This window comes from Streptomyces bullii (assembly GCF_042657145.1).
GTDB classification, from domain to species: domain Bacteria; phylum Actinomycetota; class Actinomycetes; order Streptomycetales; family Streptomycetaceae; genus Streptomyces; species Streptomyces bullii.
Genome location: NZ_JBHSNY010000004.1, coordinates 87479 through 112020 on the forward strand (window position 1 = coordinate 87479; position 24542 = coordinate 112020).

The window sequence follows — 24542 nt, forward strand, 5'->3', positions numbered from 1 at the left end:
TTCGGGTGATCCAGGCCTTCGGACTGACCAGCAAGCCTCGCAAAGAGCTTCCACCCGCCGTCGTCGACGTCTCCTTCGAGGCGCTCGCGGGTCGGGTCACCACGCTGCTCGGAGCGCCGGGCGCGGGGAAGACGACGGCGCTCAGACTCATGCTCGAACTTCAACCGGGCCGGGGCATCACCTACTTCAGAGGCCGCCCCCTGCACCGCATCACCCACCCTTCGCGCGAAGTGGGCGTCCTCCTGGGCGACGTGCCCGGCCACCCGGCCCGCTCGATCCGCGGCCACCTGGGCATGCTGTGTGCCGCCGCCGGTGTCCCAGTCAGACGTGCCGACGAAGTACTCGAAGCGGTGGGACTCGTGAGCCTGCGCGACGAGCGCCTCGGCACGCTCTCACGGGGCATGGACCGCCGCCTCGGCCTGGCCTGCGCGATGCTGGCCGACCCGCACACCCTCGTCCTCGACGACCCCGCCGACGGTCTCTCCTCGCGCGAGAGCCGCTGGCTGCACGGCATGCTGCGCGCCCACGCCGCACAGGGCGGCACGGTCCTGTTCACCACGGCCGACCCTAAGGAAGCCGCCCGCACGGCGGACCACGTCGTCACGCTGGAACAGGGCAGGATCGTCGCGGACCAGGAGGCCGCGGAGTTCTCGCGCACCCGCCTGCGGCCCCGCGTGGCCGTCCGCAGCCCGCATGCCGCGCGTCTCGCCGCCCTCCTTGCCAAGGAGGCCCGCACCTCGCGGCGTTCCGTCGAGGTCGTGCGAGAGGGCGGCAACCGCCTTTCCGTGTACGGCAGCACCTGCGCCCATGTCGGCGAGACCGCGTTCCGCCACGGCATCGTCGTGCATCAACTCGCGGACGAGATCGGTGACATGGGACCCGGCGCGGGCTCAGGCGCGGAGGCGGCAGCGGTGCCCGTCGGCCAGCCTCACACGACCCCGGCACGGCGTCCCACCGAAGAAGGGAACGGGAAGGGCAGGCGGCAGCAGACCGACGCGGGACGGCCCCGCGCCATCGAGCCGGAACCGGCAGCCGACGCGCGGTCCGCCGACCCCGGGCCTTCCACAGGCACACCGGAACCCGCGGCAGACGCCCCTAGCTGCGCGACAGATGAACCAGAACCCGCGGCAGACGCCCCCACGCTTGCGGCAGAGGAACCGGAGTGCGCGGCAGACGAACCGGACCCCGTGACAGACGCCCCCAAGCTCCCGACAGACCTTCCCAAGTTCGCAGCCGACACCCGCAACCTCGCAGCGAACGAACCGAACCTCCCGGCAGACGACCACCCCCCCGCAACCCACCGGCCACGCCCCGTCGCCGATCAACCATCACCTCCGCCCGAGTCACAACCACCCGCCGACGCCCACCCCCCTGCCGCCCGCTCCAGTGCCCGCCCCCAGGGCATGTCACCGGTTGCCCAGGAGTCACCAGGGCAGGCCATCAGTCCGGCCGAAGCGCGTGCGCTCCACGCTCTGTCCGTTCTCCCACCCCCCATCTCCGTCCGCTCCGCCCCCAGCCCCCTGCGTCCGCTCCGCTACGAAATCCGCCGAGCCACCGGAGTGAGCACGGGATTCCTCGTCGGGGGCGCCGTGCTCCTCGTGTCCGCCGTCACCGCCGTGGTGCTGGCGCGGATCGGTCACACCCCGCAGCCGCGCCTGCTCGCCGCGTGGCCACGGGAGCTGCCTCTGCCGCCCGCGGCACTCGGGGCCGGGCTGCTCGGCGCGCTCGCCTTCGGCGACGAGTTCCGCCACCCCGCGCTGGCGGCGGACCGCGGCACCGTGCCCCGCCGGCTCGGGCTGCTGGCCGCCAAACTTCTCGTCGCCTCGGCGGCCGCGGTGCTGCTCGCCGTCCTCACCGTGGGGTGCGACGCGGAAGTGCTCTATCTCGTCTACGGACGGGAGCTCGCCCAGGTTCCCGCCGACTGGCTGCCGCTCGGCGCGAGTTGGATCGCGCTCGTGGTCGGGTGCGCCTGGGCCGGCGTACTGGCCGCGGGTGTGTTCCGGTCCACGACCGCCGGCCTGGCCGCAGTGGCCGCCGTCCCCCTCCTCGTGGTACCCCTCGTACACAAGGCCGTGGAGGGGTCGTCCGTGCGGACCGCCGCCGGGCTTCCCGGGCGGCTGCGCGAGACGTTCCTGCCGCGGTGGCCCTTCGGGGGAGAGCGCTATCTGGAGGGTGCGCTGCGCGTGATCGCCCAACCCGTCGGCAGTGCGCTGACGTTGTCCCTGACCGCCCTGCTCTGCGCTTATCTGCTCACCACGCTGCGGAGCAGGGTCCGCTGACTACGGTCCGCAGTCGTGTGATGCGGCCGTGCGCACAACTCCCCGGAGCGCGCCCATTTCTTTCCGATAAGGCGTCAATTGCGACGGGGTGAGCGATCACCCTTTCGTGTGCTTTTCACCAAAGACCTCAAGGGAGTTGGAAGCGGCGCCGACAAAGGATGCGTGAGTACCCTTGCGCACACCATGATGACCGCCGCCCGCTCCGCCGACTCCGGCCTCGCGAACCCGGGCGAACTCGACCGCTACCCCTACGCCGAGGCGCCCGCCGTCGACCGCGTCGGAGCCCCGGCCTGGGACGGGGGGGATCCCGATCTGGGACGCGTGGGCCGACGCGCCGCGGGCAGCCGCGGACGCGGACTGCACGGCCAACTCGTCCAGCAGCTGGGTCAGATGATCGTCTCCGGGGACCTGGGCGCCGACCGTCCGCTGGTGCCCGAGGAGATCGGCCAGCGCTTCGAGGTCTCCCGCACCGTCGTGCGCGAGTCGCTCCGCGTCCTGGAGGCCAAGGGGCTGGTCAGCGCCCGCCCGAACGTCGGCACGCGCGTGCGTCCCGTCAGCGACTGGAACCTCCTCGATCCGGACATCATCGAGTGGCGGGCCTTCGGTCCGCAGCGCGACAACCAGCGCCGCGAGCTCAGCGAGCTGCGCTGGACCATCGAGCCGCTCGCCGCGCGCCTCGCCGCCGGACACGGACGCGAGGAGGTCCAGCAGCGCCTGGCCGACATGGTGGAGATCATGGGGCACGCCATGAGCCAGGGTGACGCGCTCACCTTCTCCCGCGCCGACTCGGAGTTCCACTCGCTGCTCATCCAGGTCGCGGGCAACCGCATGCTGGAGCACCTCTCGGGGATCGTGTCGGCCGCGCTGCACGTTTCGGGTGGCCCGGTCACGGGATGCGACCGGCCGAACGAGACGTCGCTGGGGCAGCACAGCCGGATCGTCGACGCCCTCGCCACCGGCGACGGTGTGGCGGCGGAGACGGCCATGCGCCAGTTGCTCACGGTCCACCCCGAGGTGGAACGCGTGGTGCCCGCCCCGCGCGAGCACTGACCGCGTTCCGCGGGCGGCGCGGCCGGATGTGCCACCCCCCTCCTGTGGCAGCGCCCGGCCGGTGAACCGCCTCCCGTCGGACCCCGTGGGATCTTCGTGATCCCACGGGGTCCGACGGTCGATAAGGGGACCGATCCGCCTGAGCGGACCGGTCAAGGCCGCAAGTGATCTACTTTGCCCCTGTCCGACAGGTTTTGATTGCTTACGGGGTGTGACTCGGGCCACGCAGATTGGGCGTAACGCTCGTGGGGAGAACGCGATGACCTAAGAGGTGACAGCCGCGGAGGGAATACGGACGCCGGTGACGGCGCTGTGCATCTCCCGGGTCCCCGCCCGCGCCGTCGGCCCATCCCCAAGCCGGCGGTCGGCTCCAGTCCACTGTGGACGGGGCCGGAAGCCGTTTTCCAACGTTCCGAGAGGTTGTTCGTGTCGGCCAGCACATCCCGTACGCTCCCGCCGGAGATCGCCGAGTCCGTCTCTGTCATGGCGCTCATTGAGCGGGGAAAGGCTGAGGGGCAGATCGCCGGCGATGACGTGCGTCGGGCCTTCGAAGCTGACCAGATTCCGGCCACTCAGTGGAAGAACGTACTGCGCAGCCTCAACCAGATCCTCGAGGAAGAGGGTGTGACGCTGATGGTCAGTGCCGCAGAGCCCAAGCGCACCCGTAAGAGCGTCGCAGCGAAGAGCCCCGCCAAGCGCACCGCCACCAAGACGGTCGCGGCGAAGGCGGTGACCACCAGGAAGGCCACCGCCACGGCCACGCCGGCGGCGCCTGCCGCCGAGCCGGCCGCCGAGGAAGAGGCACCCGCGAAGAAGGCCGCAGCAAAGAAGACGACCGCCAAGAAGGCGGCGGCGAAGAAGACGACCGCCGCCAAGAAGACGGCCGCCAAGAAGACCAGCGCCAAGAAGGACGACGTCGAGCTGATCGACGAGGAGGTGCTCGAGGACACCAAGGTCGCGGAGGAGCCCGAGAGCGCCGAGAGCGCCGGTTTCGTGCTCTCCGACGAGGACGAGGACGACGCGCCCGCCCAGCAGGTCGCCGCCGCCGGTGCCACCGCCGACCCCGTCAAGGACTACCTCAAGCAGATCGGCAAGGTCCCGCTGCTCAACGCCGAGCAGGAGGTCGAGCTCGCCAAGCGCATCGAGGCGGGTCTGTTCGCCGAGGACAAGCTGGCGAACTCCGACAAGCTGGCCCCCAAGCTCAAGCGCGAGCTGGAGATCATCGCCGAGGACGGCCGCCGCGCCAAGAACCACCTCCTGGAGGCCAACCTCCGCCTGGTGGTCTCCCTGGCCAAGCGCTACACCGGCCGCGGCATGCTCTTCCTGGACCTCATCCAGGAGGGCAACCTCGGTCTGATCCGTGCGGTCGAGAAGTTCGACTACACCAAGGGCTACAAGTTCTCCACGTACGCCACCTGGTGGATCCGCCAGGCGATCACCCGCGCGATGGCCGACCAGGCCCGCACCATCCGTATCCCGGTGCACATGGTCGAGGTCATCAACAAGCTCGCGCGTGTACAGCGTCAGATGCTCCAGGACCTGGGCCGCGAGCCCACCCCGGAGGAGCTGGCCAAGGAGCTCGACATGACCCCGGAGAAGGTCATCGAGGTCCAGAAGTACGGCCGCGAGCCCATCTCGCTGCACACCCCGCTGGGCGAGGACGGCGACAGCGAGTTCGGTGACCTCATCGAGGACTCCGAAGCCGTCGTCCCGGCCGACGCGGTCAGCTTCACGCTCCTGCAGGAGCAGCTGCACTCCGTGCTCGACACCCTGTCCGAACGCGAGGCGGGCGTCGTCTCGATGCGTTTCGGTCTCACCGACGGTCAGCCGAAGACCCTCGACGAGATCGGCAAGGTGTACGGCGTCACGCGCGAACGCATCCGCCAGATCGAGTCCAAGACCATGTCGAAGCTGCGCCACCCGTCGCGGTCCCAGGTGCTGCGCGACTACCTCGACTAGGTCGCGGTCGCACGACCCGGAAGGCCCGGTTCCCCAGAGGGAGCCGGGCCTTCGTCCTGTGTCGCGGGTGCGCGGAGAGGCGGCTTGCATCACTCTGGGTGTCCTATGACCACCTCAGAGTGAGGAGAGCGTATGCGTCGTCGCATTGCCCGGGCCCTCTCCGGGACGTTGGCCCTGGCTGCTGCCGCGTCCGCCATACCGTTGCTGTCCGCCGCTCCCGCGGCCGCCGACAGCGTTGTCGTCGGCGGTTTCCCGGTCGATGTGTCGCAGAGTCCGTGGACGGTGGCACTGTCCAGCCGTGACCGGTTCGGGGGTACGCGGGCCGGACAGTTCTGCGGTGGTGTGGCTGTCGGCCCCACCACCGTGCTGACCGCGGCCCACTGCCTGGACAAGGAGGCCCTGGGAGTCCGGCCGGAACGACTGCGCGACCTCAAGGTCATCGCGGGGCGCACGAACCTGCTGTCGGACGAGGGCCGGGAGATCCCCGTGCGTGCCAGCTGGGTCAACCCGGGATACGACCCGGTCAGCAACTCCGGCGACTTCGCGGTGCTCACCCTCGCCGAACCCCTCCCCGACGGCTCGGTGATCCGGATGGCGGCCGCCGGCGATCCCGCGTACGGGTCGGGCAATGCCGCGACGGTCTACGGCTGGGGGGACGTGACGGGCTCCGGCGACTACGCGAGCAGCCTTCGGGCGGCACAGGTGCGCGTACTGCCCGATGCCCTGTGTGAAACGGCGTATCCAGGCGGCGACGAGGGCACGTACCGCGCCGAGACCATGCTGTGCGCCGGCGAGGTCGGGGGCGGCCGTGACGCGTGCCAGGGGGACAGCGGGGGGCCGCTGGTCGTCCAGGGGCGGCTGGTGGGGCTGGTGTCCTGGGGGAGCGGCTGCGGAAGGGCGGGCAGCCCCGGCGTCTACACGCGTGTGTCGCACGTCATGCGAAGGCTCGGCTGGGACACGGGCGTGCGAGGGCCGCAGGGGGCGTCCGACGGACTCTGAGTGGCTTTCGGGTACGACGACGGGCGGCTGTCTCTGGAAGCAGAGGCAGCCGCCCGTTTCACCGGCCTGTGCCGGGCTGGCTCGTCGTCGGACGCTAGGTGTCAGCGCTCATCTTCTGAAGCGGTCGCGGGAATGGTGGTGAGCCGCTCCGTCTCGTCCTGTATCTCAGCGGCGATCTTCTTGAGTTCCGGCTCGAACTTGCGACCGTGGTGGGCGCAGAAGAGCAGTTCTCCGCCGCTCAGCAGGACGACGCGCAGGTATGCCTGGGCGCCGCAGCGGTCGCAGCGATCAGCGGCCGTCAGCGGGCTTGCGGAAGTCAGAACAGTAGTCACGTCGCCTCTTCTCTAGCTCGACGAGCTGTCGTACCAGGGTCAACATCCAACCAGCCCCAAAACGTTCCCGCTCGCGGCTTTTCCTCGAAAAATCTTCCCGAGGCGGCTGGCTGCTGCCGGTTGGCGGCGAATGTGCCGTATTGCGTGTCGCTGTGTCCTACGGTTTCGCGCTGTCGGTCAGGGTCGGTCCTCCCGGCTGGGTTGCCGGTTTGTTCATGAGGACGTGCCCGGAGCCTAAATGGTTCATGCCTGGAAGGGAACGTGATGTGGACTTCACCCCATCGAGGGATCGAACACGTATACGATCGTGGACTACTCTGAGGTCTCGACGAGGGTGGCGTTACAACGGCTCTACCAGGCCTCGGTACCCTCTCACCGGTGACCGATGCCGCGCCCTTACCCAGTAGGGCCCCATCTGAAATTCAGCGAGGAGCGAACCGCGTGACCGCCGAGACGTCCGTGCCGTCCACAGCGCTGCTGGCAGGAGCAGACCGGGACGGTTCCAACTACACCGCGCGGCACCTGCTCGTCCTCGAGGGGCTCGAGGCCGTGCGCAAGCGCCCCGGAATGTACATCGGCTCGACCGACAGCCGCGGTCTGATGCACTGCCTGTGGGAGATCATCGACAACTCCGTGGACGAGGCCCTCGGGGGCTACTGCGACCACATCGACGTGATCCTCCACGACGACGGCTCGGTCGAGGTCCGCGACAACGGCCGAGGCATCCCGGTCGACGTCGAGCCCAAGACGGGCCTGTCCGGCGTCGAGGTCGTCATGACCAAGCTGCACGCCGGCGGCAAGTTCGGCGGCGGCTCCTACGCCGCATCCGGCGGTCTGCACGGCGTCGGCGCCTCCGTCGTGAACGCCCTGTCCGCCCGGCTGGACGTCGAGGTGGACCGCGGCGGGCACACCAACGCGATCAGCTTCCGGCGCGGCGTCCCCGGCGCCTTCACCGGGAACGGCCCCGACGCGAAGTTCGAGGCCAAGAGCGGGCTGCGCAAGACCAAGAAGATCCCGAAGAACCGCACCGGTACGCGCGTGCGGTACTGGGCCGACCGCCAGATCTTCCTCAAGGACGCCAAGCTCTCCCTGGACACGCTGCACCAGCGCGCCCGCCAGACCGCGTTCCTGGTGCCCGGACTGACCATCGTCGTCCGCGACGAGTACGGGCTCGGTGAGGGCGGCAGCAAGGGCGAGGAGTCGTTCCGCTTCGACGGCGGGATCAGCGAGTTCTGCGAGTTCCTGGCCAGCGACAGGCCGGTCTGCGATGTCCTCCGCTTCACCGGGCAGGGCACCTTCAAGGAGACGGTGCCCGTCCTGGACGACCGGGGCCAGATGACCCCGACCGAGGTCACGCGCGAGCTCGCTGTCGACGTGGCGCTGCGCTGGGGCACCGGTTACGACACGACGGTCAAGTCGTTCGTCAACATCATCGCCACTCCCAAGGGCGGCACCCACGTGGCCGGCTTCGAGCAGGCCGTCACCAAGACGATGAACGAGGTGCTGCGCGCCAAGAAGCTGCTGCGCGTCGCCGAGGACGACATCGTCAAGGACGACGCCCTGGAGGGCCTCACGGCGGTCGTCACGGTCCGCCTCGCGGAGCCGCAGTTCGAGGGCCAGACCAAGGAGGTGCTCGGCACCTCGGCGGCCCGCCGCATCGTGAACAGCGTGGTCACCAAGGAACTCAAGGCGTTCCTGACCTCCACCAAGCGGGACGCAGCCCAGCAGGCCCGCGTCGTCATGGAGAAGGCCGTCGCCGCCGCCCGTACGCGCATCGCGGCCCGCCAGCACAAGGATGCCCAGCGCCGCAAGACGGCTCTGGAGACCTCCTCGCTGCCGGCCAAGCTCGCCGACTGCCGCAGCGACGACGTCGACCGCAGTGAATTGTTCATCGTCGAGGGCGACTCCGCGCTCGGCACGGCGAAGCTCGCCCGGAACTCCGAGTTCCAGGCGCTGCTGCCCATCCGCGGCAAGATCCTCAACGTACAGAAGTCGTCCGTGACGGACATGCTGAAGAACGCCGAGTGTGGTGCGATCATCCAGGTCATAGGGGCCGGGTCGGGCCGTACCTTCGACATCGACGCGGCGCGCTACGGCAAGATCATCATGATGACCGACGCCGACGTGGACGGCTCTCACATCCGGACGCTGCTGCTGACGCTCTTCCACCGTTACATGCGGCCCATGGTCGAGGCGGGCCGGGTCTTCGCCGCGGTGCCGCCGCTGCACCGCATCGAGCTGATCCAGCCGAAGAAGGGCCAGGACAAGTACGTCTACACGTACTCGGACCGTGAGCTGCGCGACAAGCTCATGGAGTTCCAGAGCAAGGGCGTCCGGTACAAGGACACCATCCAGCGTTACAAGGGTCTCGGCGAGATGGACGCCGACCAGCTGGCCGAGACGACCATGGACCCGCGTCGCCGCACCCTGCGCCGGATCAACCTCACCGACCTCGAGTCCGCCGAGCAGGTCTTCGATCTGCTGATGGGCAACGACGTCGCGCCCCGCAAGGAGTTCATCTCCAACTCGGCGGCGACGCTGGACCGGTCGCGGATCGACGCGTAGGCGCTGCACGCCGGCCGAGCCGTGGCGAAGCCAGATGGTTCGGCCGGGTGGTCACAGGCGGTGTGCGGGCGGTCGCGGCGACTGGCGGCGTTTGGGCCGTACGGCTGCTCGTGTTCGGCTCCCTGCCGAGGCGCCGACGCGCGCGGCACCGCCCGCCCCACCAGCGGATTGAGTCACCTGATGGGGTGAAGAGAAAGGGGAAGAAGAGTCAGGGATCTTCCCGTTCTGTCCATCCTTGGGCATGGAGCCAAGCGACGGTCGTCCCCGCCGAGGCGGGGGCGGTCACGAGAGTTCGGTCGGGCACCCCGCGGGTCATCACCCGGCCATCGCAGAGGTGCCCGGAACGGCACGGTACGACGACCCTTGGTACGACGTCCTGGCCGCAGGCTGGGGTGAATCGGCCGGCATAGGGACGCCGGCTCCGGCGGTGCCGACCGCACGCACGCGCGACGGGGCCCCGGCAGCGGCCGACGTGTATCTCGAGGTGCAGCGCAGTGCGGCGTTCCGGGAGGTGCGCAGCCGGTACCGGAGGTTCGTGGTCCCGGCCGTCACCGTCTTCTTCGCCTGGTACGTGGCGTACGTCGTGACGGCCACCGCCGTACCCGGGCTGATGGCGCGGCCCGTGGCGGGAGCGGTGAACGTGGCGATGCTCGCCGGGCTCGGACAGTTCCTGACCACGTTCCTGCTGACCTGGGCCTACGCCCGGCACGCGCGGCTGCGCCGGGACCGCGCAGCGCTGGAACTGCGATGGGACACCCAGGAGATGACGCGCGGGGTGAGAGGTGGTACGCCGTGACGGGAGATCATCAGACGCTGGCGCTGCTGCTGTTCAGCGCGTTCGTGGCGGTCACACTGGCCATCACCACATGGGTGAGCCGGAGGCGGCAGGGCTCGGCGGAGGAGTTCTACGCGGGCGGCCGGCTCTTCTCCCCCATGGAGAACGGTTTTGCCATCGCGGGCGACTACATGTCGGCCGCGTCCTTCCTCGGTATCTCGGGGCTCATCGCCCTCTACGGCTACGACGGGATGCTGTACTCGGTGGGCTTCCTCGTGGCCTGGCTCGTCGTCCTGTTCCTCGTCGCCGAACTGGTGCGCAACTGCGGTCGTTTCACGCTGGCCGACGTGGTGGCGGCGCGGATGAGGGAGCGGCCGGTGCGGATCGCGGCGGGAACTTCCTCGGTCACGGTGTCCGTTCTCTATCTGGTGGCGCAGATGGTGGGTGCGGGCAGCCTGGTCGCGCTGCTGCTCGGGGGCACGAGTGAAGCGGCGCAGGCCTGGACCGTCATCGGCGTCGGCGCGCTCATGGTGATCTATGTGTCGTTGGGAGGGATGCGGGCCACCACGTGGATCCAGATCGTCAAGGCGGTCCTGCTGCTGGGTGGCACGATCGCGCTGACGGCGCTCGTCCTGGTGCGGTTCCACGGTGACATCGACCGGCTGCTGCTCGCCGCGGCCGAGCGCAGCGGTCATGGAGAGGCCTTCCTCGCGCCGGGACTGAAGTACGGCGGGGACTGGACCGCACGGTTCGACTTCATCAGCCTCGGACTCGCCCTCGTGCTGGGCACGGCAGGGCTGCCGCACATCCTGTCCCGCTTCTACACCGTGCCCACCGCGCGGGCCGCACGGCGTTCGGTCGTCTGGTCGATCGGGCTCATCGGCGGCTTCTACCTGATGACGATCGTCCTCGGCTTCGGCGCCGCGGCCCTCGTGGGACCGGACGCCGTACGCGGGTCTAACGCGGCCGGGAACACGGCGGTTCCGCTGCTGGCACTCGATCTGGGCGGCGGCGCGGACTCCACTGGCGGAACGGTTCTCTTCGCGGTCGTCGCCGCCGTCGCCTTCGCCACGATCCTCGCCGTCGTCGCCGGCATCACCCTCGCCTCCTCGGCGTCCGTCGCCCACGACCTGTACGCGTCCCTGCGACGCCGGCGCGGCAGGGTGCGCAGCGAGGTGGCCGTGGCCCGCGTCGCCGCGGTGGGGATCGGCATGGTCGCGATCGCCCTCGGTCTGCTGGCCCGTGACCTCAACGTCGCCTTCCTCGTGGGCCTGGCCTTCGCCGTCGCCGCCTCCGCCAATCTGCCGGTGCTGCTGTACTCGCTGTTCTGGCGCGGCTTCACCACGCGTGGCGCCGTGTGGGCCGTCTACGGCGGCCTGATCCCGGCCGTGGTGCTGGTGCTGCTGTCCCCGGTGGTCTCGGGCAGCCCCGAATCGCTGTTCCCGGGCGCCGACTTCCAGTACTTCCCGTTGCAGAACCCCGGCCTGGTCTCCATCCCGCTCGGCTTCCTCGCGGGCTGGCTCGGAACGGTCACCTCGGCGGAGGCCCCGGACGAGGCCAAACACGCGGAGACGGAGGTGCGGTCGCTGACGGGCGCCGGGTCCGTGTGACACGCGCCCCCTTGTGGAGGTGCGACGCGGGCCGCGTCCTGGCGGGGCTGCCGCCGTGTGGAGGTGACGGGCGCGGGGATCGTGCTCCCGTACGGCTGCCGTTCGCGCGGTCGCCCGGCTGAGGGGCTCCGCGCCACCAGTGTTCCGGTCGGTCTGTGTCGCCGTACCGGAAGGCCGGCGGGTGGGCGTACGACGTGGGCCGGATCCTCTCCGGGCTGCCGCGGCGCTGGAGGTGACGGGCGCGGGGATCGTCCTCGTACGGCTGCCGTTCTCGCCGCAGGTGCGGCGGGGCTTCCCGTACGGCTGCCGCGCTCGCAGTCGCCCGGCTACGGCGTCACCCAGGCGTACCGGTGTTCCGGTCGGCCCGTGTCGCCGTATCTGAGGGTGAGGCGGAGGCGGCCGGCCTGTTCCAGGTGGCGGAGGTAGCGCTGGGCCGTGGAGCGGCTCAGGCCCGTCTCGGCGGCGACCTCGTGCGCGGAGAGCGGGTGGTCCGCGTGGTGCAGGACGCGGCAAATCAGTTCCGTGGTCGGCTCCGAGTGCCCGCTCGGCAGCCCCGGTGGCGAGGGCGCGGTGGTGCGCAGGGCGCTGAAAATCCGGTCGACCTGCTCCTGGCCGGCCATGCCCCGTCCGCCCCCGACGCGTTCGACGGTGCGGCGCAGTGCGGCGTAGGAGTCGAGGCGGGCGTGCAGTGCGGCGAAGGTGAACGGTTTGACCAGGTAGTGCAACGCGCCGAGCCGCATCGCGGTCTGGACGGTGGCCACGTCCCCGGCCGCGGTGATCATGATGACGTCGGTGCCGTGGCCCTGGTCCCGCATGCGCTGGACGAGTGCGAGGCCCGTCCAGTCGGGCAGGTAGTGGTCCAGCAGCACCAGATCGATGCCGCCGCGCTGTACGGCGACCAGCGCCTGGGCGGCGCTGTGCGCGCGGGCGGCCACCCGGAAACCGGGGACCTTTGCCACGTACCTGGCGTTGATCTCGGCAACACGGAAGTCGTCGTCCACGACGAGGACGTCAATCATCGGGCCTCTCTCCGTTCAAGGCCACGCGGGCGCTGGAGCCCGTGTTTCGGCTCCGTTGTTGTAACGCGAGCAGAACGAGCACAACAGGCTCTTGCGAGCAAAAGAACGGTATGTGCTCACAAGACTGATGGTGTGGCCCGGACCACCTCTACCGTCCCCGGCCATGAGCGCTGACACCAGCCCCGCCATCGAACTGCGGGGCGCGAGCAAGACGTTCAGGACACCGTCGGGCGGTTTGCACACGGCCGTCCGCGACCTGGATCTCACGGTCGCCCGTGGGGAGTTCGTGGCCGTCGTCGGCCCCACCGGCTGCGGTAAGTCGACCACGCTGACCCTGGTCAGCGGCCTGGAGGAACCCACCGAGGGCGAGGTGCGCGTCGCCGGGCAGCCGGTACGCGGCGTCGGCGACAAGGTCGGTTTCGTCTTCCAGCAGGACGCCACCTTCCCGTGGCGTACGGTGCTCTCCAACGTCATGGCGGGCCCGCGCTTCCGCGGCCTGCCCAAGGCGGAGGCGAAGCGGAAGGCACGCGAGTGGCTGGCCCGGGTCGGGCTGTCCGCGTTCGAGGACCGCTATCCGCACCAGCTCTCCGGCGGCCAGCGCAAACGCGTCGCCCTCGCCGCGACCTTCGTCAACGACCCCGGGATCCTGCTGATGGACGAGCCGTTCTCGGCGCTGGACGTGCAGACCCGGGCGCTGATGTCCGACGAACTGCTGGAGCTGTGGGAGGGCACACACTCTTCCGTCGTCTTCGTCACCCACGACCTGGAGGAGTCCATCGCGCTGGCCGACAAGGTCGTCGTGATGACGGCCGGGCCCGCCACCGTCAAACAGGTCTTCGACATCGACCTGCCGCGGCCGCGCAAGGTCGAGGCGGTGCGCCTGGAACCACGGTTCCTCGAGATCTACCGCGAGATCTGGGAGTGCCTGGGCGAAGAGGTGCGCATCACCCGCGAGAGGGGTGCCGCCCATGTCGCCTGACGTCCTCAGCACGCCGGTCGCCGACCACCCCGTCAAGACCCCGGACCGCGCGCACACGCGCGCCCGAGCCGCCCGCAGGCGCAGGATCGTCATCACGATCGTCCGGGTACTGCTCCTGGTCGCCGTCCTCGGCCTGTGGGAGGTGCTCTCCCGGGCCGCGGTCATCGATCCGTTCAACTTCTCGATGCCGTCGAAGATTTGGGACCAGATCTACACCTGGGTCACGCACGGGACCGCGCTCGGCTCCCTGGGGGAGCAGATCTGGTACACGCTGTACGAGGCGCTCCTCGGGTGGATCCTCGGCGTGATCAGCGGTGTCGTCCTCGGCATCGCGCTCGGGCGGATCACCTTGCTCGCCGATGTCCTTGGTCCATACATCAAGGTGCTCAACTCGATTCCCAGGATCGTCCTCGCACCGATCTTCGTCATCTGGTTCGGGCTGGGCCCCGCCTCCAAGGTCGCCTCCGCCGTCGTTCTGGTCTTCTTCCCGGTGTTCTTCAACGCCTTCCAGGGCGCCCGCGAAGTGGACCGCAACCTGGTCGCCAACGCCCGGATCCTGGGCGCGAGCGACCGCCGGGTGACCCTGCAGGTGGTCGTCCCCTCCGCCACCTCGTGGATCTTCACCAGCCTCCACGTCAGCTTCGGCTTCGCCCTCATCGGTGCCATCGTCGGCGAGTACATCGGCGCCACCAAAGGCATCGGCCTGCTCGTCGCGCAGTCCCAGGGCACGTTCAACGCGGCCGGTGTGTACGCGGCGATGGTCATCCTCGCCGTCGTCGCGCTCCTCGCCGAGGGGCTGCTCACCTTCGCCGAACGCCGCATCTTCCGCTGGAAGCCGGCCTCCGGTTCGGACGGCTGAACCCCCGCTGCGGAACCCCCTTCTTGTCCCCGTACCGCCTCGCACCGCCTCGCACAAGGACGTGAACCGCCATGCCCAAGACCGCCCGCTACGCCGCCCTGGCCGCCGCCGGCCTCCTCGCCCTCTCCTCGCTCACCGCCTGCGCCAACGACGCAGCCGGTACGACGGCCGACTCCGGCAGTCAGGGCGACGGCAAGGGCGAGAAGGTCAAGATCATGGTGGGTGGCCTTGACAAGGTCATCTACCTGCCCGCGATGCTCACCCAGCGGCTCGGCTACTTCGACGCCGAGGGACTCGACGTTCAGCTGCTGAGCGAGCCCGCCGGCGTCCAGGCCGAGACCGCGCTCGTCTCCGGACAGGTCCAGGGAGCCGTCGGTTTCTACGACCACACCCTCGACCTCCAGACCAAGGGCAAGCACGTCGAGTCCGTCGTGCAGTTCTCGCAGGCGCCCGGCGAGGTCGAGATCGTCTCGGACAAGGCGGCGGGTCACATCACCTCGCCCAAGGACTTCAAGGGCAAAAAGCTCGGCATCACCGGCCTCGGCTCCTCGACCGACTTCCTCACCAAGTACCTCGCCGTCAAGAACGGCGTGTCGGTCAGCGAGTTCACGCCGGTCGCCGTCGGCGCCGGGCCGACCTTCATCTCCGCGCTCCAGAAGGGCTCCATCGACGGCGGCATGACGACCGACCCGACGGTCGCGACGATCCTGGACAAGAAGGCCGGCAAGGTCCTCCTCGACCTGCGCACGCCCCAGGGATCCCGGGAAGCGCTCGGCGGCCTGTATCCCTCGTCCAGTCTGTACATGCAGACGGACTGGGTGAACAGCCACAAGGACACGGTGCAGAAGCTGGTCAACGCATTCGTCAAGACACTCAAGTGGATGTCCACGCACAGCGCTTCCCAGATCGCCGCCAAGATGCCCGCCGACTACTCCCAGGGCGACAAGGCGCTCTACGCCCAGGCGATCAAGAGCACACTGCCGATGTTCACCAAGGACGGCGTGATGCCTGCGGGCGGCCCGCAGACCGTCGAGAAGGTGCTCAAGGCGTTCAACCCGAACATCAAGAACGCCAAGATCGACCTCGCCGGTACGTACACGACCGAGTTCGTGGACAAGGCGACGGGCTGAGTGAAGACGACGGCGGGGGAAGGCACCGACGACGGTGGCGGTGAAGGAAGTCGCCCAGACGGCAGGCCGGGAGTGAACCCGACGGCAGGCCGGACGGAGCGAAGCCGACCGCAGGCCGGACCGGAGTGAATCCGACGGCCGTCTGATCCGTACCGGAGAGGGGCACGGTCCCTTCCCCGCCCCCACCCGGCCGTGCCCTAGGCGCGGGTCGCCCACACGTAACGGTGTTCCGGGCGGCCCGCGTCGCCGTACTTGAGGGTCAGCCTCGCCCGCCCGGTGCGCTCCAGCAGCTTCAGATAGCGCTGGGCGGTCTGGCGGCTCACGCCGGTTCGCTCGGCGATCTCCTGGGCGGACAGCGGCCCGTCGGCGTTCATCAGGGACTGGCGCACCAGTTCCGCCGTGGTGGGGGAGTGCCCCTTGGGCAGGTCCGGCTCCGACGGTGCCGACAGGGCGCCGAAGATGCGGTCCACCTCGGCCTGCTCCGCCTCGCCGCCGCCGTCCAGGGTGCGGCGCAGCTCCGCGTACGCCTCCAGCTTGGCGCGCAGGCCCGCGAAGGCGAACGGCTTGACCAGGTACTGCAGGGCGCCCTGCCGCATCGCCGCCTGCACGGTGGACACGTCCCGGGCAGCCGTCACCATGATCACATCGGTCTGGTGGCCGCGCCGGCGCATCTCCTGGACGACCGCCAGCCCCGTCTCGTCGGGCAGATAGTGGTCCATGAGGACGAGGTCCAGGTGAGGCAGTGTCTCCAACTGGCGCAGCGCCTCCGCCGCGCTGTGCGCCTCGCCGGCCACATGGAAGCCCGGCACCTTCTCGACGTAGGCGGCGTTGACCCGCGCGACCCTGGTGTCGTCGTCCACGACCAGGACCTCGATCATTGCGACTCCTCCTTGGCGCTCTGCGGGGCTGACGGCACGCTCAGGGCCGGTGCCGGTGCGGGCTCGGCCAGCGCCTCCGGCAGGACGACGGTGAACTGCGCGCCGCCGCCGTCCGCCTCGCCCACGGTCGCGGTGCCGCCCTGCCGCTCGGCGAGCCTGCGCACCAGGGAGAGACCGATGCCGCGTTCGCGGTGGGCCGGCGGCTTCTTCGTGGACCATCCCTCGGTGAAGACCAACTCCCGGTGCTCCACCGGGATTCCGGGCCCGGTGTCGCGCACTGTGAGGATCGCGGTCCGTCCCTCGGCACGCAATTCCACCTCCACGCGCGCGTGGAGGGTTCCCGCCACGGCGTCGAGCGCGTTGTCCACCAGGTTCCCGACGATGGTGACGAGCCCCCTGGGATCGACCAGCCGGTCCGGCAGCCGCGTCCGGTCCGAGACCCACAGCGCGACACCGCGCTCGGCCGCGACAGTCGCCTTGCCCACCAGCAGGGCGGCGAGCAGCGGGTCCTGGATCTTCTCGGTGACCTGCTCCGCGGTGGCCCGGTGGTCGCCGACCACCTCTCCGACGAACTCCACGGCGTCGTCGTACATCTCCAGTTCGAGCAGGCCCAGCAGCGTGTGCATACGGTTGGCGTGCTCGTGGTCCTGCGCGCGCAGGGCGTCGATCAGGCCGCGCGTGGAGTCGAGCTCCCGGCCGAGCTGCTCCAGTTCGGTGCGGTCGCGCAGGGTCGCGACGGCGCCGCCGTCGTCGGTGGGCATCCGGTTGGCGACCAGCACACGCTGGCCGCGGACGGTGAGCAGATCCGTGCCGGTCACCCGCCCGGCCAGCACGTCGGCCGTACGGCCCTCGCCGAGCGCCTCGTCGGGGGTCCTGCCCACCACGCCGTCGTCGAGGTCCAGCAGCCGCTGCGCCTCGTCGTTGAGAAGGCGGATACGGCCGGTGCGGTCCAGGGCGACGACCCCCTCCCGGATGCTGTGCAGCATCGCCTCGCGCTCCGCGAGCAGCGCCGCGATGTCCGAGAAGGCCAGGTCGCGGGTCTGCCGCTGGACCCGCCGGGAGATGAGCCAGGCGGCCAGCGCGCCGACGGCCAGGGCGCCACCCGCGTACGCGAACAGCCCCGGGATCGCGTGGAGCAGCCGGGCGCGGACGCTGTCGTAGGCGATGCCCACCGAGACCGCCCCGATGATGTCGCCGTGGCTGTCGCGCAGCGGCACCTTGCCGCGGGCGGAGCGGCCCAGCGTGCCGCTGTCGATCTCCATGACCTCCTTGCCGGCCAGGGCCCGGCCGGGGTCGGTCGAGACGTGCCCCCCGATCCGCTGCGGGTCGGTGTGCGACCAGCGCACTCCTCGCCGGTCCATCACCACGACGTACTCGGCGTGGGTGGCCTTGCGGATCCGCTCCGCCTCCCGCTGCACCGGCCCCTTCGGCGTCGGAGGGGTGTTCTGCAGGTCCCGGGCGATCTGGGGCTGCTCCGCGGTGGTCTGCGCGATCGCCAGCGCCCGGCGCATCGCCTGGTCGTCCAGCTGGTCGCCGAGCGGCGCGAGGAACAGCCCGGTCGCGAGCACCGCGACGCCCGCCGCGATCGCCACCTGCATCAGCAGTACCTGCGAGAACACCCGCCGCGGCAGGCCGAGGCGCAGGCGGCGTGCGGAGGGAGTGGGGCTCATACCCACGACGGTACGTGGGTGCGCGCGCCGGGCCGTAGGGGTGTGGCGTGGATCTCCTGGTGGGCGGGGGGAACAGGGCGCCGGGGTGGCCACAGGCGGGACGGTACGGTCACAGGCGCGAGGCCGTAGCGGCCTGGTACGGCCACGCGCGCGTGCGGGCGATCGAAACGCGCGACCAGGAGCCGCGCGAAGCAGACGACGCCAAGGGGGGCGCCCGGCTCCGCATGCGCAGGACAGGCAGTGCCCGCGCCTCCCCGCAGCCGTCAGCTCGCCAGCGCCGCCACCGTCCGTTCGCGCACCTCCACCACGTCCATCCGCGCGGGGGACCCCAGCACCGACACTCCGCAGCTCTCCGGGCGGGGCGGCAGGGAAGCCCCCTGCGCCACGACGACGCGCCATTGGCGCCCGTCGGCATGGGCGACGGTCACCTCCCAGCGCGGGGCGGCACCGTCCGTCCGCACGATGCGCAGCGCCTCCGCCGCGTACTCGCCCACGGCCGCGCGCACGGCCAGCTCGGCCGCCTGCCCGGGGCGCTCCCAGGCGGAAGCGCCGCGGCAGCCCTCCACGACGATCCGTCCCTCCTGCACGCCGTGCAGGACCTCCTTGACGGTGTGGGCCTCCGCGCGGCCGTACGCGTAGCCGTACGGCAGGACCAGCACGGTCGGGGAGAAGCGATGACCACCCAGATGGGTGACCTCCCAGACGCCCTCGACCCCGGAGGAGGCGAGCTCGGCCGCGAGGGGCCGGCCGAGGAGGGCGCAGCAGCGGTCGCGCTTGCCGTTGGTGCAGACGAGGGCGAGGTGGCCGCCCTCGTGCGGCCGCCCCCCGAGCACCGCGTCGAAGCCGCGGTGGTCGCCCCTGCCGAGCGCGCCGAAGTCGAGGTCGAGCAACTGCCCGGGGTCGGCGGTCGTGGCGCCGTGCAGCCACACCCCGCCGGGCACGGTGTGCGCCGCGTACACCCGCCGTGTGGCGGGCATCCGGCAGTCCGCGTGGCGCCCGGGGCGGCGGATGAGCGCGATGCGTACGCCCGTGCCCTTGGCGGCTGCCTCCAGGGCACGGCCCAGAGCGGGGTCCAGGCGGCTCGACGTGAGCGCCTTGGCGCCCCAGGGCCCGGGCTGCTCCAGCAGCAGCCAGGTCCTCGCGGTGGCCGCGGTTCCCGAAACGGGCTCGTCGAGGTCTCGGGAGACGGTTGAGCACGTACTCACAGAGGTGAGCCTAACCTGACTTGCACGGCGATGACTTCCCGGCCCGGCGTGTCCTACTCCGGCAGTGGCTGAGGCGGCCTGGGACCCACGTACAGACCGCTCGGCCGCATGCGCAGCGGGGGTTCGCCGTACTCCTCCAGGGCGTGGGCGATCCACCCCGCCGTACGGGCCACGGCGAAGATCGTCTCGCCCGCCGTGGCGGGCATGCCACAGGACGCGGTGAGCACGGCGAGCGCCAGGTCCACGTTGGCGTGCAGGGGAGCGTGACGCGCGGTGGTGGCGACGACGTCGCGGGCCGCGGCGAGGGCGGGCGCCGCGCGCGGAATCTCCTCCAGGAGCTCGAACAGGGCACGCGCGCGTGGATCCTCGCCCGGGTAGAGCCGGTGACCGAGGCCCGGGATACGGCGGCCGGCCCGCAGTTCGTCCGCGATCACGGGGGCCGGGTCGCCGTGGTCGAGCACGTCGAGCAGCAGCCGGTGGGCGAGGCCACTGGCCGCACCGTGCAGGGGGCCCTCCAGCACACCGAGCCCGGCGGAGACGGCCGCGTAGGCGTGCGCACGGGCGGAGGCGGCGACGCGCACCGCCAGCGTGGAGGCGGCCAGATCGTGGTCGACCAGGAGGGCGAGTGCCCGGTCCAGTGCCCGCAGTGACGCCTCGTCCGGCTCCCGTCCGCTGAGCCGGGCCCACAGACGGTGGGCGAGGGGGCCCTCGTCCAGGTGGGAGAACCGCACCGGTGGGAGCGCGGCGACGAGGGTCGGGATGAGGGTGCGGGCAGCGCCCAGCACGGCCTCCTCGGACAGGTCGAAGCGCAGCGGGTCGGCGCTCGCGGCGGCGATCGCCGCGACCCTCAACCGGTCGGTGGGCGCGGTGTGTTCGGGCAGCGCGTCGACGGCGCGGCGGGCTGCGGCGACGGAGGTGTCGGGCGCGGTGAAGGTGACGCCCGGACGCAGCCGGCCGGTCCACAGCCACTCGGCGACCTCTTCGTAGGTGTGGCGTGCCGCGAGTTCCACCGCGTCGACGCCCCGGAAGTAGTACCGGTCCCCGTCGATGAGGGTGAGGCGGGTCCGCACGGACAACTCGCCGCGGGAGGCCGAATTCCCGCCGCCGTCCCGCCTGTTGCGCCGGGCGAGCGCCTCGACCTCCTCGGCGTCGAACGTGCTGCCCCGGCCGCCGGGCACCCGCCGGCTGCTGAGCTGGCCTCGGCTGACGTACGCGTACACGGTCTCGGGCTTCACGCCGAGCAGTTCCGCGGCCTCCTTGGTGGTCAGGCGCCGTTCCGCGTCGGCCGGGGCGGGTTCTTGATCGCGCATGGGGGTCACCGTATCCGCCTCCGCCGCACATTGATCGCTGCATTGATCGAATCAATATTGACACCTCTGAGTCAATCATGGACATTCGAATCAAGTCCAGGGAGGAATCATGTCCGTCAACAGGTCCGCAGCCCCATTCGTCGAGGTACCGCGGGGACTCGCGGGAGTCGTCGTCACCGACACCCGCGTCGGTGATGTCCGTGGCCTCGAGGGCTTCTACCACTACCGGCAGTACTCGGCCGTCGAACTCGCGCGGACCCGCAGCTTCGAGGACGCGTGGCACCTGCTCGTCTTCGGCGACCTGCCGGACGCCGGGCGCGGTGCCGTCTTCGCCGCCGAGGCCGCTGCCCTGCGACGGCTCCCCGACGACGTGCGGGCCGCCCTGCCCGCCATCGCGGCCGCCGCCGGCCGCTCCGGCCCGCTCTCCGGGATGCGTACGGCGCTCTCGCTGCTCGGCGCCGCGAAGGGGTTCCGGCCCGTGTACGACATCGATGCGGACCGGCGCCGTCAGGACACCCTGGAGGCAGCTGCGGCGGTGCCGACGCTGCTCACCGCGCTGTACCGGCTGGGCAAGGGGCTCGACCCCGTCGAGCCGCGCGAGGACCTGTCGTACGCGGCGAACTACCTGTACATGCTGACGGGCGCGGAGCCGGACGAGGAGCGCGCCCGGGCCATCGAGCAGTACTTGATCTCAACCATTGATCACGGATTCAATGCGTCAACCTTCACGGCGAGGGTCATCGCGTCGACCGGGGCCGACGTGGCGGCATGTCTCGTCGGAGCGGTGGCGGCGCTGTCCGGGCCGTTGCACGGAGGTGCCCCGAGCCGTGCGCTGGACACCCTGGACGCCATCGCGACCCCCGACCGCATCGACTCCTGGATCCGGGAGCGAGTCGTCGCCGGGGAGCGCATCATGGGCTTCGGCCACGCGATCTACCGCACCGAGGACCCTCGCTCGCGCATGCTCCGCGAGGTCGCTCAGCGGTTCGGCGGACCACGCGTGGACTTCGCCGTGGAGGTCGAGCGCCGTGTCGAGGCGATCCTCGCCGAACTGAAACCGGGACGGGAACTCCACACCAACGTCGAGTTCTACGCGGGTGTGGTCATGGAGCTCTGCGGTCTGCCGCGCGAGATGTTCACCCCGACGTTCGCGGCGGCACGGGTGGTCGGCTGGAGCGCCAACATCCTGGAACAGGCGGAGGACTCCAAGATCATCAGGCCGGTGGCGCGGTATGTGGGGCCTCGGGCGCCACAGGCGGTGCCGACAGCCGTGCCGGCGGCATGACGAAGGCCGGCCCGATGTCTGTCGAGCCGGCCGCGCAAGCAGTGTCTACGCGTCAGGAATATCGGCCTTCGCCCGGACCAGGGTCTCCCGGGTGATGACCACGATGCGTTCGTCATCGGCACGCGAGGCGTCGTCGGGGAGTTCGGCGTCCAGCGAGTCCGTGACATCCGTACCGATCACGGCAAAGCGCCCGTCGGACAATTCGAAAATGTCCGGGCAGTTGGCTCCGCCTGCGCTGCCCCGGTCGCGTGGCGATGCACCAAGGCGACGGATGATCTGACTCACTGTTGCTTTTCCTTCGCTCGCACGGTTCGAGACATGGGTGGTGGGCTGTCCCGCGCGCGCAGGGCAGCCCAACCATCCATCGGTGTCGAGAGCAGTGAACACCGGCTGGGAGTGCTCAGCCTCTCAATGGTGGGGGCGCCTCGCCGGTAGAGCTTCTGAAACCCGTGAAAACAGAAGGTGTTTGCCACTTCGTTATGGCTGGATTGGGTTCACTCTTGCGATACCCGATGAAAGGAGGACGAAGTTGACCCAATGTGATTGTTGGTGTCGTTGTGACCCTCGTTACTCAGTGGGCGGTTCCCCGACGACCCACCATTCGTCGATGTCCGCCTCCTCCAGCTGACGCAGCAGGTCGTCGACCAGGCGTCCCAGCCTGGCCTCGTCGGATTCGTCGGCCATGGTCGCCCGCTGGTGCCGGCCCGCGTACCAGTACTCACGGACGATCGGATTCTGGAACAGTCCGCGCATGAACCCGAAGAACTCCTCACGGCTGATGTTGCCGACGCGGTACGCGAACACCTGGTTGGTGTAGAGGGCGTTGGCGAAGAGGAACTGGCGCAGCTGCTGGGGAGACACCTGAACCTCGAAGACGTCGAGCACCTCCGCCAGATCCGGGTGGTCGATCGCCTTGCTCAGAAGCTCCCAGTGAAGGCGCTGCTGGGTGGCGAGGTCGGCGTGGCGCTGGGTCTGCGCGGCCTGCTCCAGGTGATCGAGCCGGATGCGGAGCGAATCGATCCTGCGGCGCTGTGCGGCCATGGCGGCGACAGCTCCCGCCAGCAGGCCGACGCCTGCCAGCGCTGCGGAGCCCAGCCCCTGGATCCCGGACTTCTGTGTGGCCATGTCAACCCCCGAATCAGGCGGCCGTCCGCCGGTCGTCGGGGTGCGGGTCGACTGGTGGGGACCGGCGAGCGGTGGGCGGCGCTTGCCGTCTCCCAGAGTGCCGAGCGGCTCTGATCGGCAGGGAGGCGGAGAGGCGGCGCACGGAGGGAAGCGAGGGTCGCACAGTCCGGCGCCATGCCCAACGTCTGCCCCGCAAGTGCTGCTAACAATCGTTCACTTCGTCGCGATTCTTACGGCTCGTATCCTGGGGCGGCATTCAATCTTCGTACGTGCACCGGGCCGTGAGCCGGTGCACGCGTCGGCGTGAGAGAGGTCGCACGGTGAGTCAGCCGAGCACGAGTCCGAGCACGGATCCGAGCCCGAACCCGAGTTCCGGCCCCCGCCAGATCCCGGTCGTCGTCCTGGCCGGATTCCTCGGCTCCGGGAAGACGACCCTGCTCAACCATCTCCTCCACCGCAGCGGCGGCAGCCGTATCGGCGCCATCGTCAACGACTTCGGAGCCATCGAGATCGACGCGATGGCCGTGGCCGGCGCGCTCGGCGACTCGACGGTGTCGCTGGGCAACGGGTGCCTGTGCTGTGCCGTGGACGCCAGCGAGCTCGATGTCTATCTGGAGCGGCTCGCCCAGCCCTCGCTCGGCATCGACGTCATCGTCATCGAGGCCAGCGGCCTGGCCGAGCCCCAGGAACTCGTGCGCATGGTTCTGGCCAGTGAGCTTCCGGGCATCGTGTACGGGGGTCTCGTCGAGGTCGTCGACGCTGCCGAGTTCGACGACACCCGGGCCCGGCATCCCGAGCTCGACCGGCACATCGGCCTCGCCGACCTCGTCGTCGTCAACAAGGTCGACCGGGCCGCCGGCGCGGAACGCGTGCTCGCACTCGTGCGGTCCCTCGTCGACCGCGCCGCCGTCGTGCCGGCTTCCTACGGCCGTATCGACCCGGAGTTCCTCTTCGACTGCAGGCCGAGCGAGGAGCGCATCGGGCAGCTGTCCTTCGACGACCTGCACGAGCACGGCGACGGAGAGGACGAGCACGCCGGGCACCTGCACACCGGCTACGACAGCCTGTCGTTCGTCTCCCGTGTCCCCCTCGACCCGCGCCGGCTGATGGAGTTCCTCGACAGCCGGCCCGCGGGGCTGTACCGGATCAAGGGATACGTCGACTTCGGCCCGTACGACACCCGCAACCGCTACGCCGTCCACGCCGTCGGACGTTTCCTGCGGTTCTACCCGGAGCCCTGGGCACCCGCCGAGGAGCGCCTCACCCAGCTCGTCCTCATCGGCTCCGGCATCGACGTGCCCGCCCTCGGCACACAGCTGGAGGGGTGCCCGAACGACACCCCGCACGCCGACGAGCACGGCATGTGGGGCGTCCTGCGCTACGTGCGGGACCCCGAGGACCAGGGGCCCGTTCAGTGGCGGCCCTACGACGACGACCCCGGGGACCCGGAAGCCCCCGAGGATCCCGCGGCCTAGGGTCTCAGCCCCGGCGTCGCCGACGTGATCCGCAAAGC

Annotated in this window: 20 protein-coding genes; 12 read left to right on the forward strand and 8 right to left on the reverse strand. The window is 70.4% G+C overall.

The window, feature by feature from the left end; translation table 11 throughout:
• The first annotated feature begins 5 nt into the window (after positions 1-5).
• From ACFPZJ_RS11745 to ACFPZJ_RS11760, 4 genes are all read left to right on the forward strand, one after another.
• Entirely contained in the window at positions 6-2279 is a 2274-nt protein-coding gene (locus ACFPZJ_RS11745; RefSeq protein WP_381020293.1) for an ABC transporter ATP-binding protein, read from the forward strand.
• Between the two features lie 162 nt (positions 2280-2441).
• Complete coding sequence (locus ACFPZJ_RS11750) at positions 2442-3329, forward strand: FadR/GntR family transcriptional regulator (protein WP_381020295.1); 888 nt, start codon at positions 2442-2444, stop codon at positions 3327-3329.
• Positions 3330-3755: 426 nt separating this feature from the next.
• Positions 3756-5288: an RNA polymerase sigma factor gene (locus ACFPZJ_RS11755; RefSeq protein WP_381020297.1), complete on the forward strand. Its 1533-nt coding sequence runs from the start codon at positions 3756-3758 to the stop codon at positions 5286-5288.
• A gap of 132 nt (positions 5289-5420) precedes the next feature.
• Positions 5421-6287, forward strand: coding sequence for a S1 family peptidase (locus tag ACFPZJ_RS11760; protein WP_381020299.1), 867 nt, complete (start codon positions 5421-5423; stop codon positions 6285-6287).
• Positions 6288-6388: 101 nt separating this feature from the next.
• Here ACFPZJ_RS11760 and ACFPZJ_RS11765 read toward each other — a convergent pair whose 3' ends face one another.
• Positions 6389-6619: a DUF7455 domain-containing protein gene (locus ACFPZJ_RS11765; RefSeq protein ID WP_381020300.1), complete on the reverse strand. Its 231-nt coding sequence runs from the start codon at positions 6617-6619 to the stop codon at positions 6389-6391.
• A gap of 441 nt (positions 6620-7060) precedes the next feature.
• Here ACFPZJ_RS11765 and ACFPZJ_RS11770 point away from each other — a divergent pair, with 441 nt between their 5' ends.
• From ACFPZJ_RS11770 to ACFPZJ_RS11780, 3 genes are all read left to right on the forward strand, one after another.
• Entirely contained in the window at positions 7061-9184 is a 2124-nt protein-coding gene (locus tag ACFPZJ_RS11770) for a DNA gyrase/topoisomerase IV subunit B (RefSeq protein WP_381020302.1), read from the forward strand.
• 241 nt (positions 9185-9425) lie between these two features.
• Positions 9426-9980: a DUF485 domain-containing protein gene (locus ACFPZJ_RS11775; RefSeq protein WP_381020303.1), complete on the forward strand. Its 555-nt coding sequence runs from the start codon at positions 9426-9428 to the stop codon at positions 9978-9980.
• Complete coding sequence (locus tag ACFPZJ_RS11780; RefSeq protein ID WP_381020305.1) at positions 9977-11569, forward strand: solute symporter family protein; 1593 nt, start codon at positions 9977-9979, stop codon at positions 11567-11569. The genes ACFPZJ_RS11775 and ACFPZJ_RS11780 overlap by 4 nt, the downstream gene beginning before the upstream one ends.
• A 326-nt stretch (positions 11570-11895) precedes the next feature.
• On the opposite strand, the gene ACFPZJ_RS11785 is transcribed toward ACFPZJ_RS11780, so the two are convergent.
• Positions 11896-12588 carry a response regulator gene (locus ACFPZJ_RS11785; protein WP_381020307.1) on the reverse strand — a complete coding sequence of 231 codons (693 nt, stop codon included), beginning with the start codon at positions 12586-12588 and terminating at the stop codon, positions 11896-11898.
• Between the two features lie 163 nt (positions 12589-12751).
• On the opposite strand from ACFPZJ_RS11785, the gene ACFPZJ_RS11790 reads away from it, so the two are divergent.
• The 3 genes from ACFPZJ_RS11790 (at position 12752) to ACFPZJ_RS11800 (ending at position 15556) form a co-directional block, all read left to right on the forward strand.
• Positions 12752-13567 carry an ABC transporter ATP-binding protein gene (locus ACFPZJ_RS11790; protein WP_381020309.1) on the forward strand — a complete coding sequence of 272 codons (816 nt, stop codon included), beginning with the start codon at positions 12752-12754 and terminating at the stop codon, positions 13565-13567.
• Complete coding sequence (locus ACFPZJ_RS11795; RefSeq protein WP_381020311.1) at positions 13557-14426, forward strand: ABC transporter permease; 870 nt, start codon at positions 13557-13559, stop codon at positions 14424-14426. Before ACFPZJ_RS11790 ends, ACFPZJ_RS11795 begins: the two co-directional genes overlap by 11 nt.
• Positions 14427-14497: 71 nt before the next feature.
• A complete protein-coding gene (locus ACFPZJ_RS11800) occupies positions 14498-15556 on the forward strand; it encodes an ABC transporter substrate-binding protein (RefSeq protein ID WP_381020313.1) in 1059 nt (352 codons plus the stop codon).
• Between the two features lie 197 nt (positions 15557-15753).
• On the opposite strand, the gene ACFPZJ_RS11805 is transcribed toward ACFPZJ_RS11800, so the two are convergent.
• From ACFPZJ_RS11805 to ACFPZJ_RS11820, 4 genes are all read right to left on the reverse strand, one after another.
• Positions 15754-16434, reverse strand: a complete 681-nt coding sequence (locus ACFPZJ_RS11805; protein WP_381020315.1) for a response regulator — start codon at positions 16432-16434, stop codon at positions 15754-15756.
• On the reverse strand, positions 16431-18104 hold the full coding sequence (locus ACFPZJ_RS11810; protein WP_381020317.1) for an ATP-binding protein: 1674 nt from the start codon (positions 18102-18104) through the stop codon (positions 16431-16433). Before ACFPZJ_RS11810 ends, ACFPZJ_RS11805 begins: the two co-directional genes overlap by 4 nt.
• 263 nt (positions 18105-18367) lie before the next feature.
• Positions 18368-19309, reverse strand: a complete 942-nt coding sequence (locus ACFPZJ_RS11815; protein ID WP_381020319.1) for a sucrase ferredoxin — start codon at positions 19307-19309, stop codon at positions 18368-18370.
• 53 nt (positions 19310-19362) lie between these two features.
• Positions 19363-20619 (reverse strand): citrate synthase, encoded by a 1257-nt coding sequence (locus ACFPZJ_RS11820; protein ID WP_381020321.1) that lies wholly within the window; start codon positions 20617-20619, stop codon positions 19363-19365.
• A 109-nt stretch (positions 20620-20728) separates the two neighbouring features.
• Between ACFPZJ_RS11820 and ACFPZJ_RS11825 the strand changes: the two genes are divergently transcribed.
• Entirely contained in the window at positions 20729-21904 is a 1176-nt protein-coding gene (locus ACFPZJ_RS11825) for a citrate synthase/methylcitrate synthase (RefSeq protein ID WP_381020323.1), read from the forward strand.
• 45 nt (positions 21905-21949) lie between these two features.
• On the opposite strand, the gene ACFPZJ_RS11830 is transcribed toward ACFPZJ_RS11825, so the two are convergent.
• On the reverse strand, positions 21950-22189 hold the full coding sequence (locus ACFPZJ_RS11830; protein ID WP_381020325.1) for a hypothetical protein: 240 nt from the start codon (positions 22187-22189) through the stop codon (positions 21950-21952).
• 282 nt (positions 22190-22471) lie between these two features.
• Positions 22472-23029 (reverse strand): DUF6082 family protein, encoded by a 558-nt coding sequence (locus ACFPZJ_RS11835; RefSeq protein ID WP_381020327.1) that lies wholly within the window; start codon positions 23027-23029, stop codon positions 22472-22474.
• Positions 23030-23349: 320 nt separating this feature from the next.
• On the opposite strand from ACFPZJ_RS11835, the gene ACFPZJ_RS11840 reads away from it, so the two are divergent.
• Positions 23350-24504: a CobW family GTP-binding protein gene (locus ACFPZJ_RS11840; RefSeq protein ID WP_381020328.1), complete on the forward strand. Its 1155-nt coding sequence runs from the start codon at positions 23350-23352 to the stop codon at positions 24502-24504.
• Positions 24505-24542 lie beyond the last annotated feature (38 nt).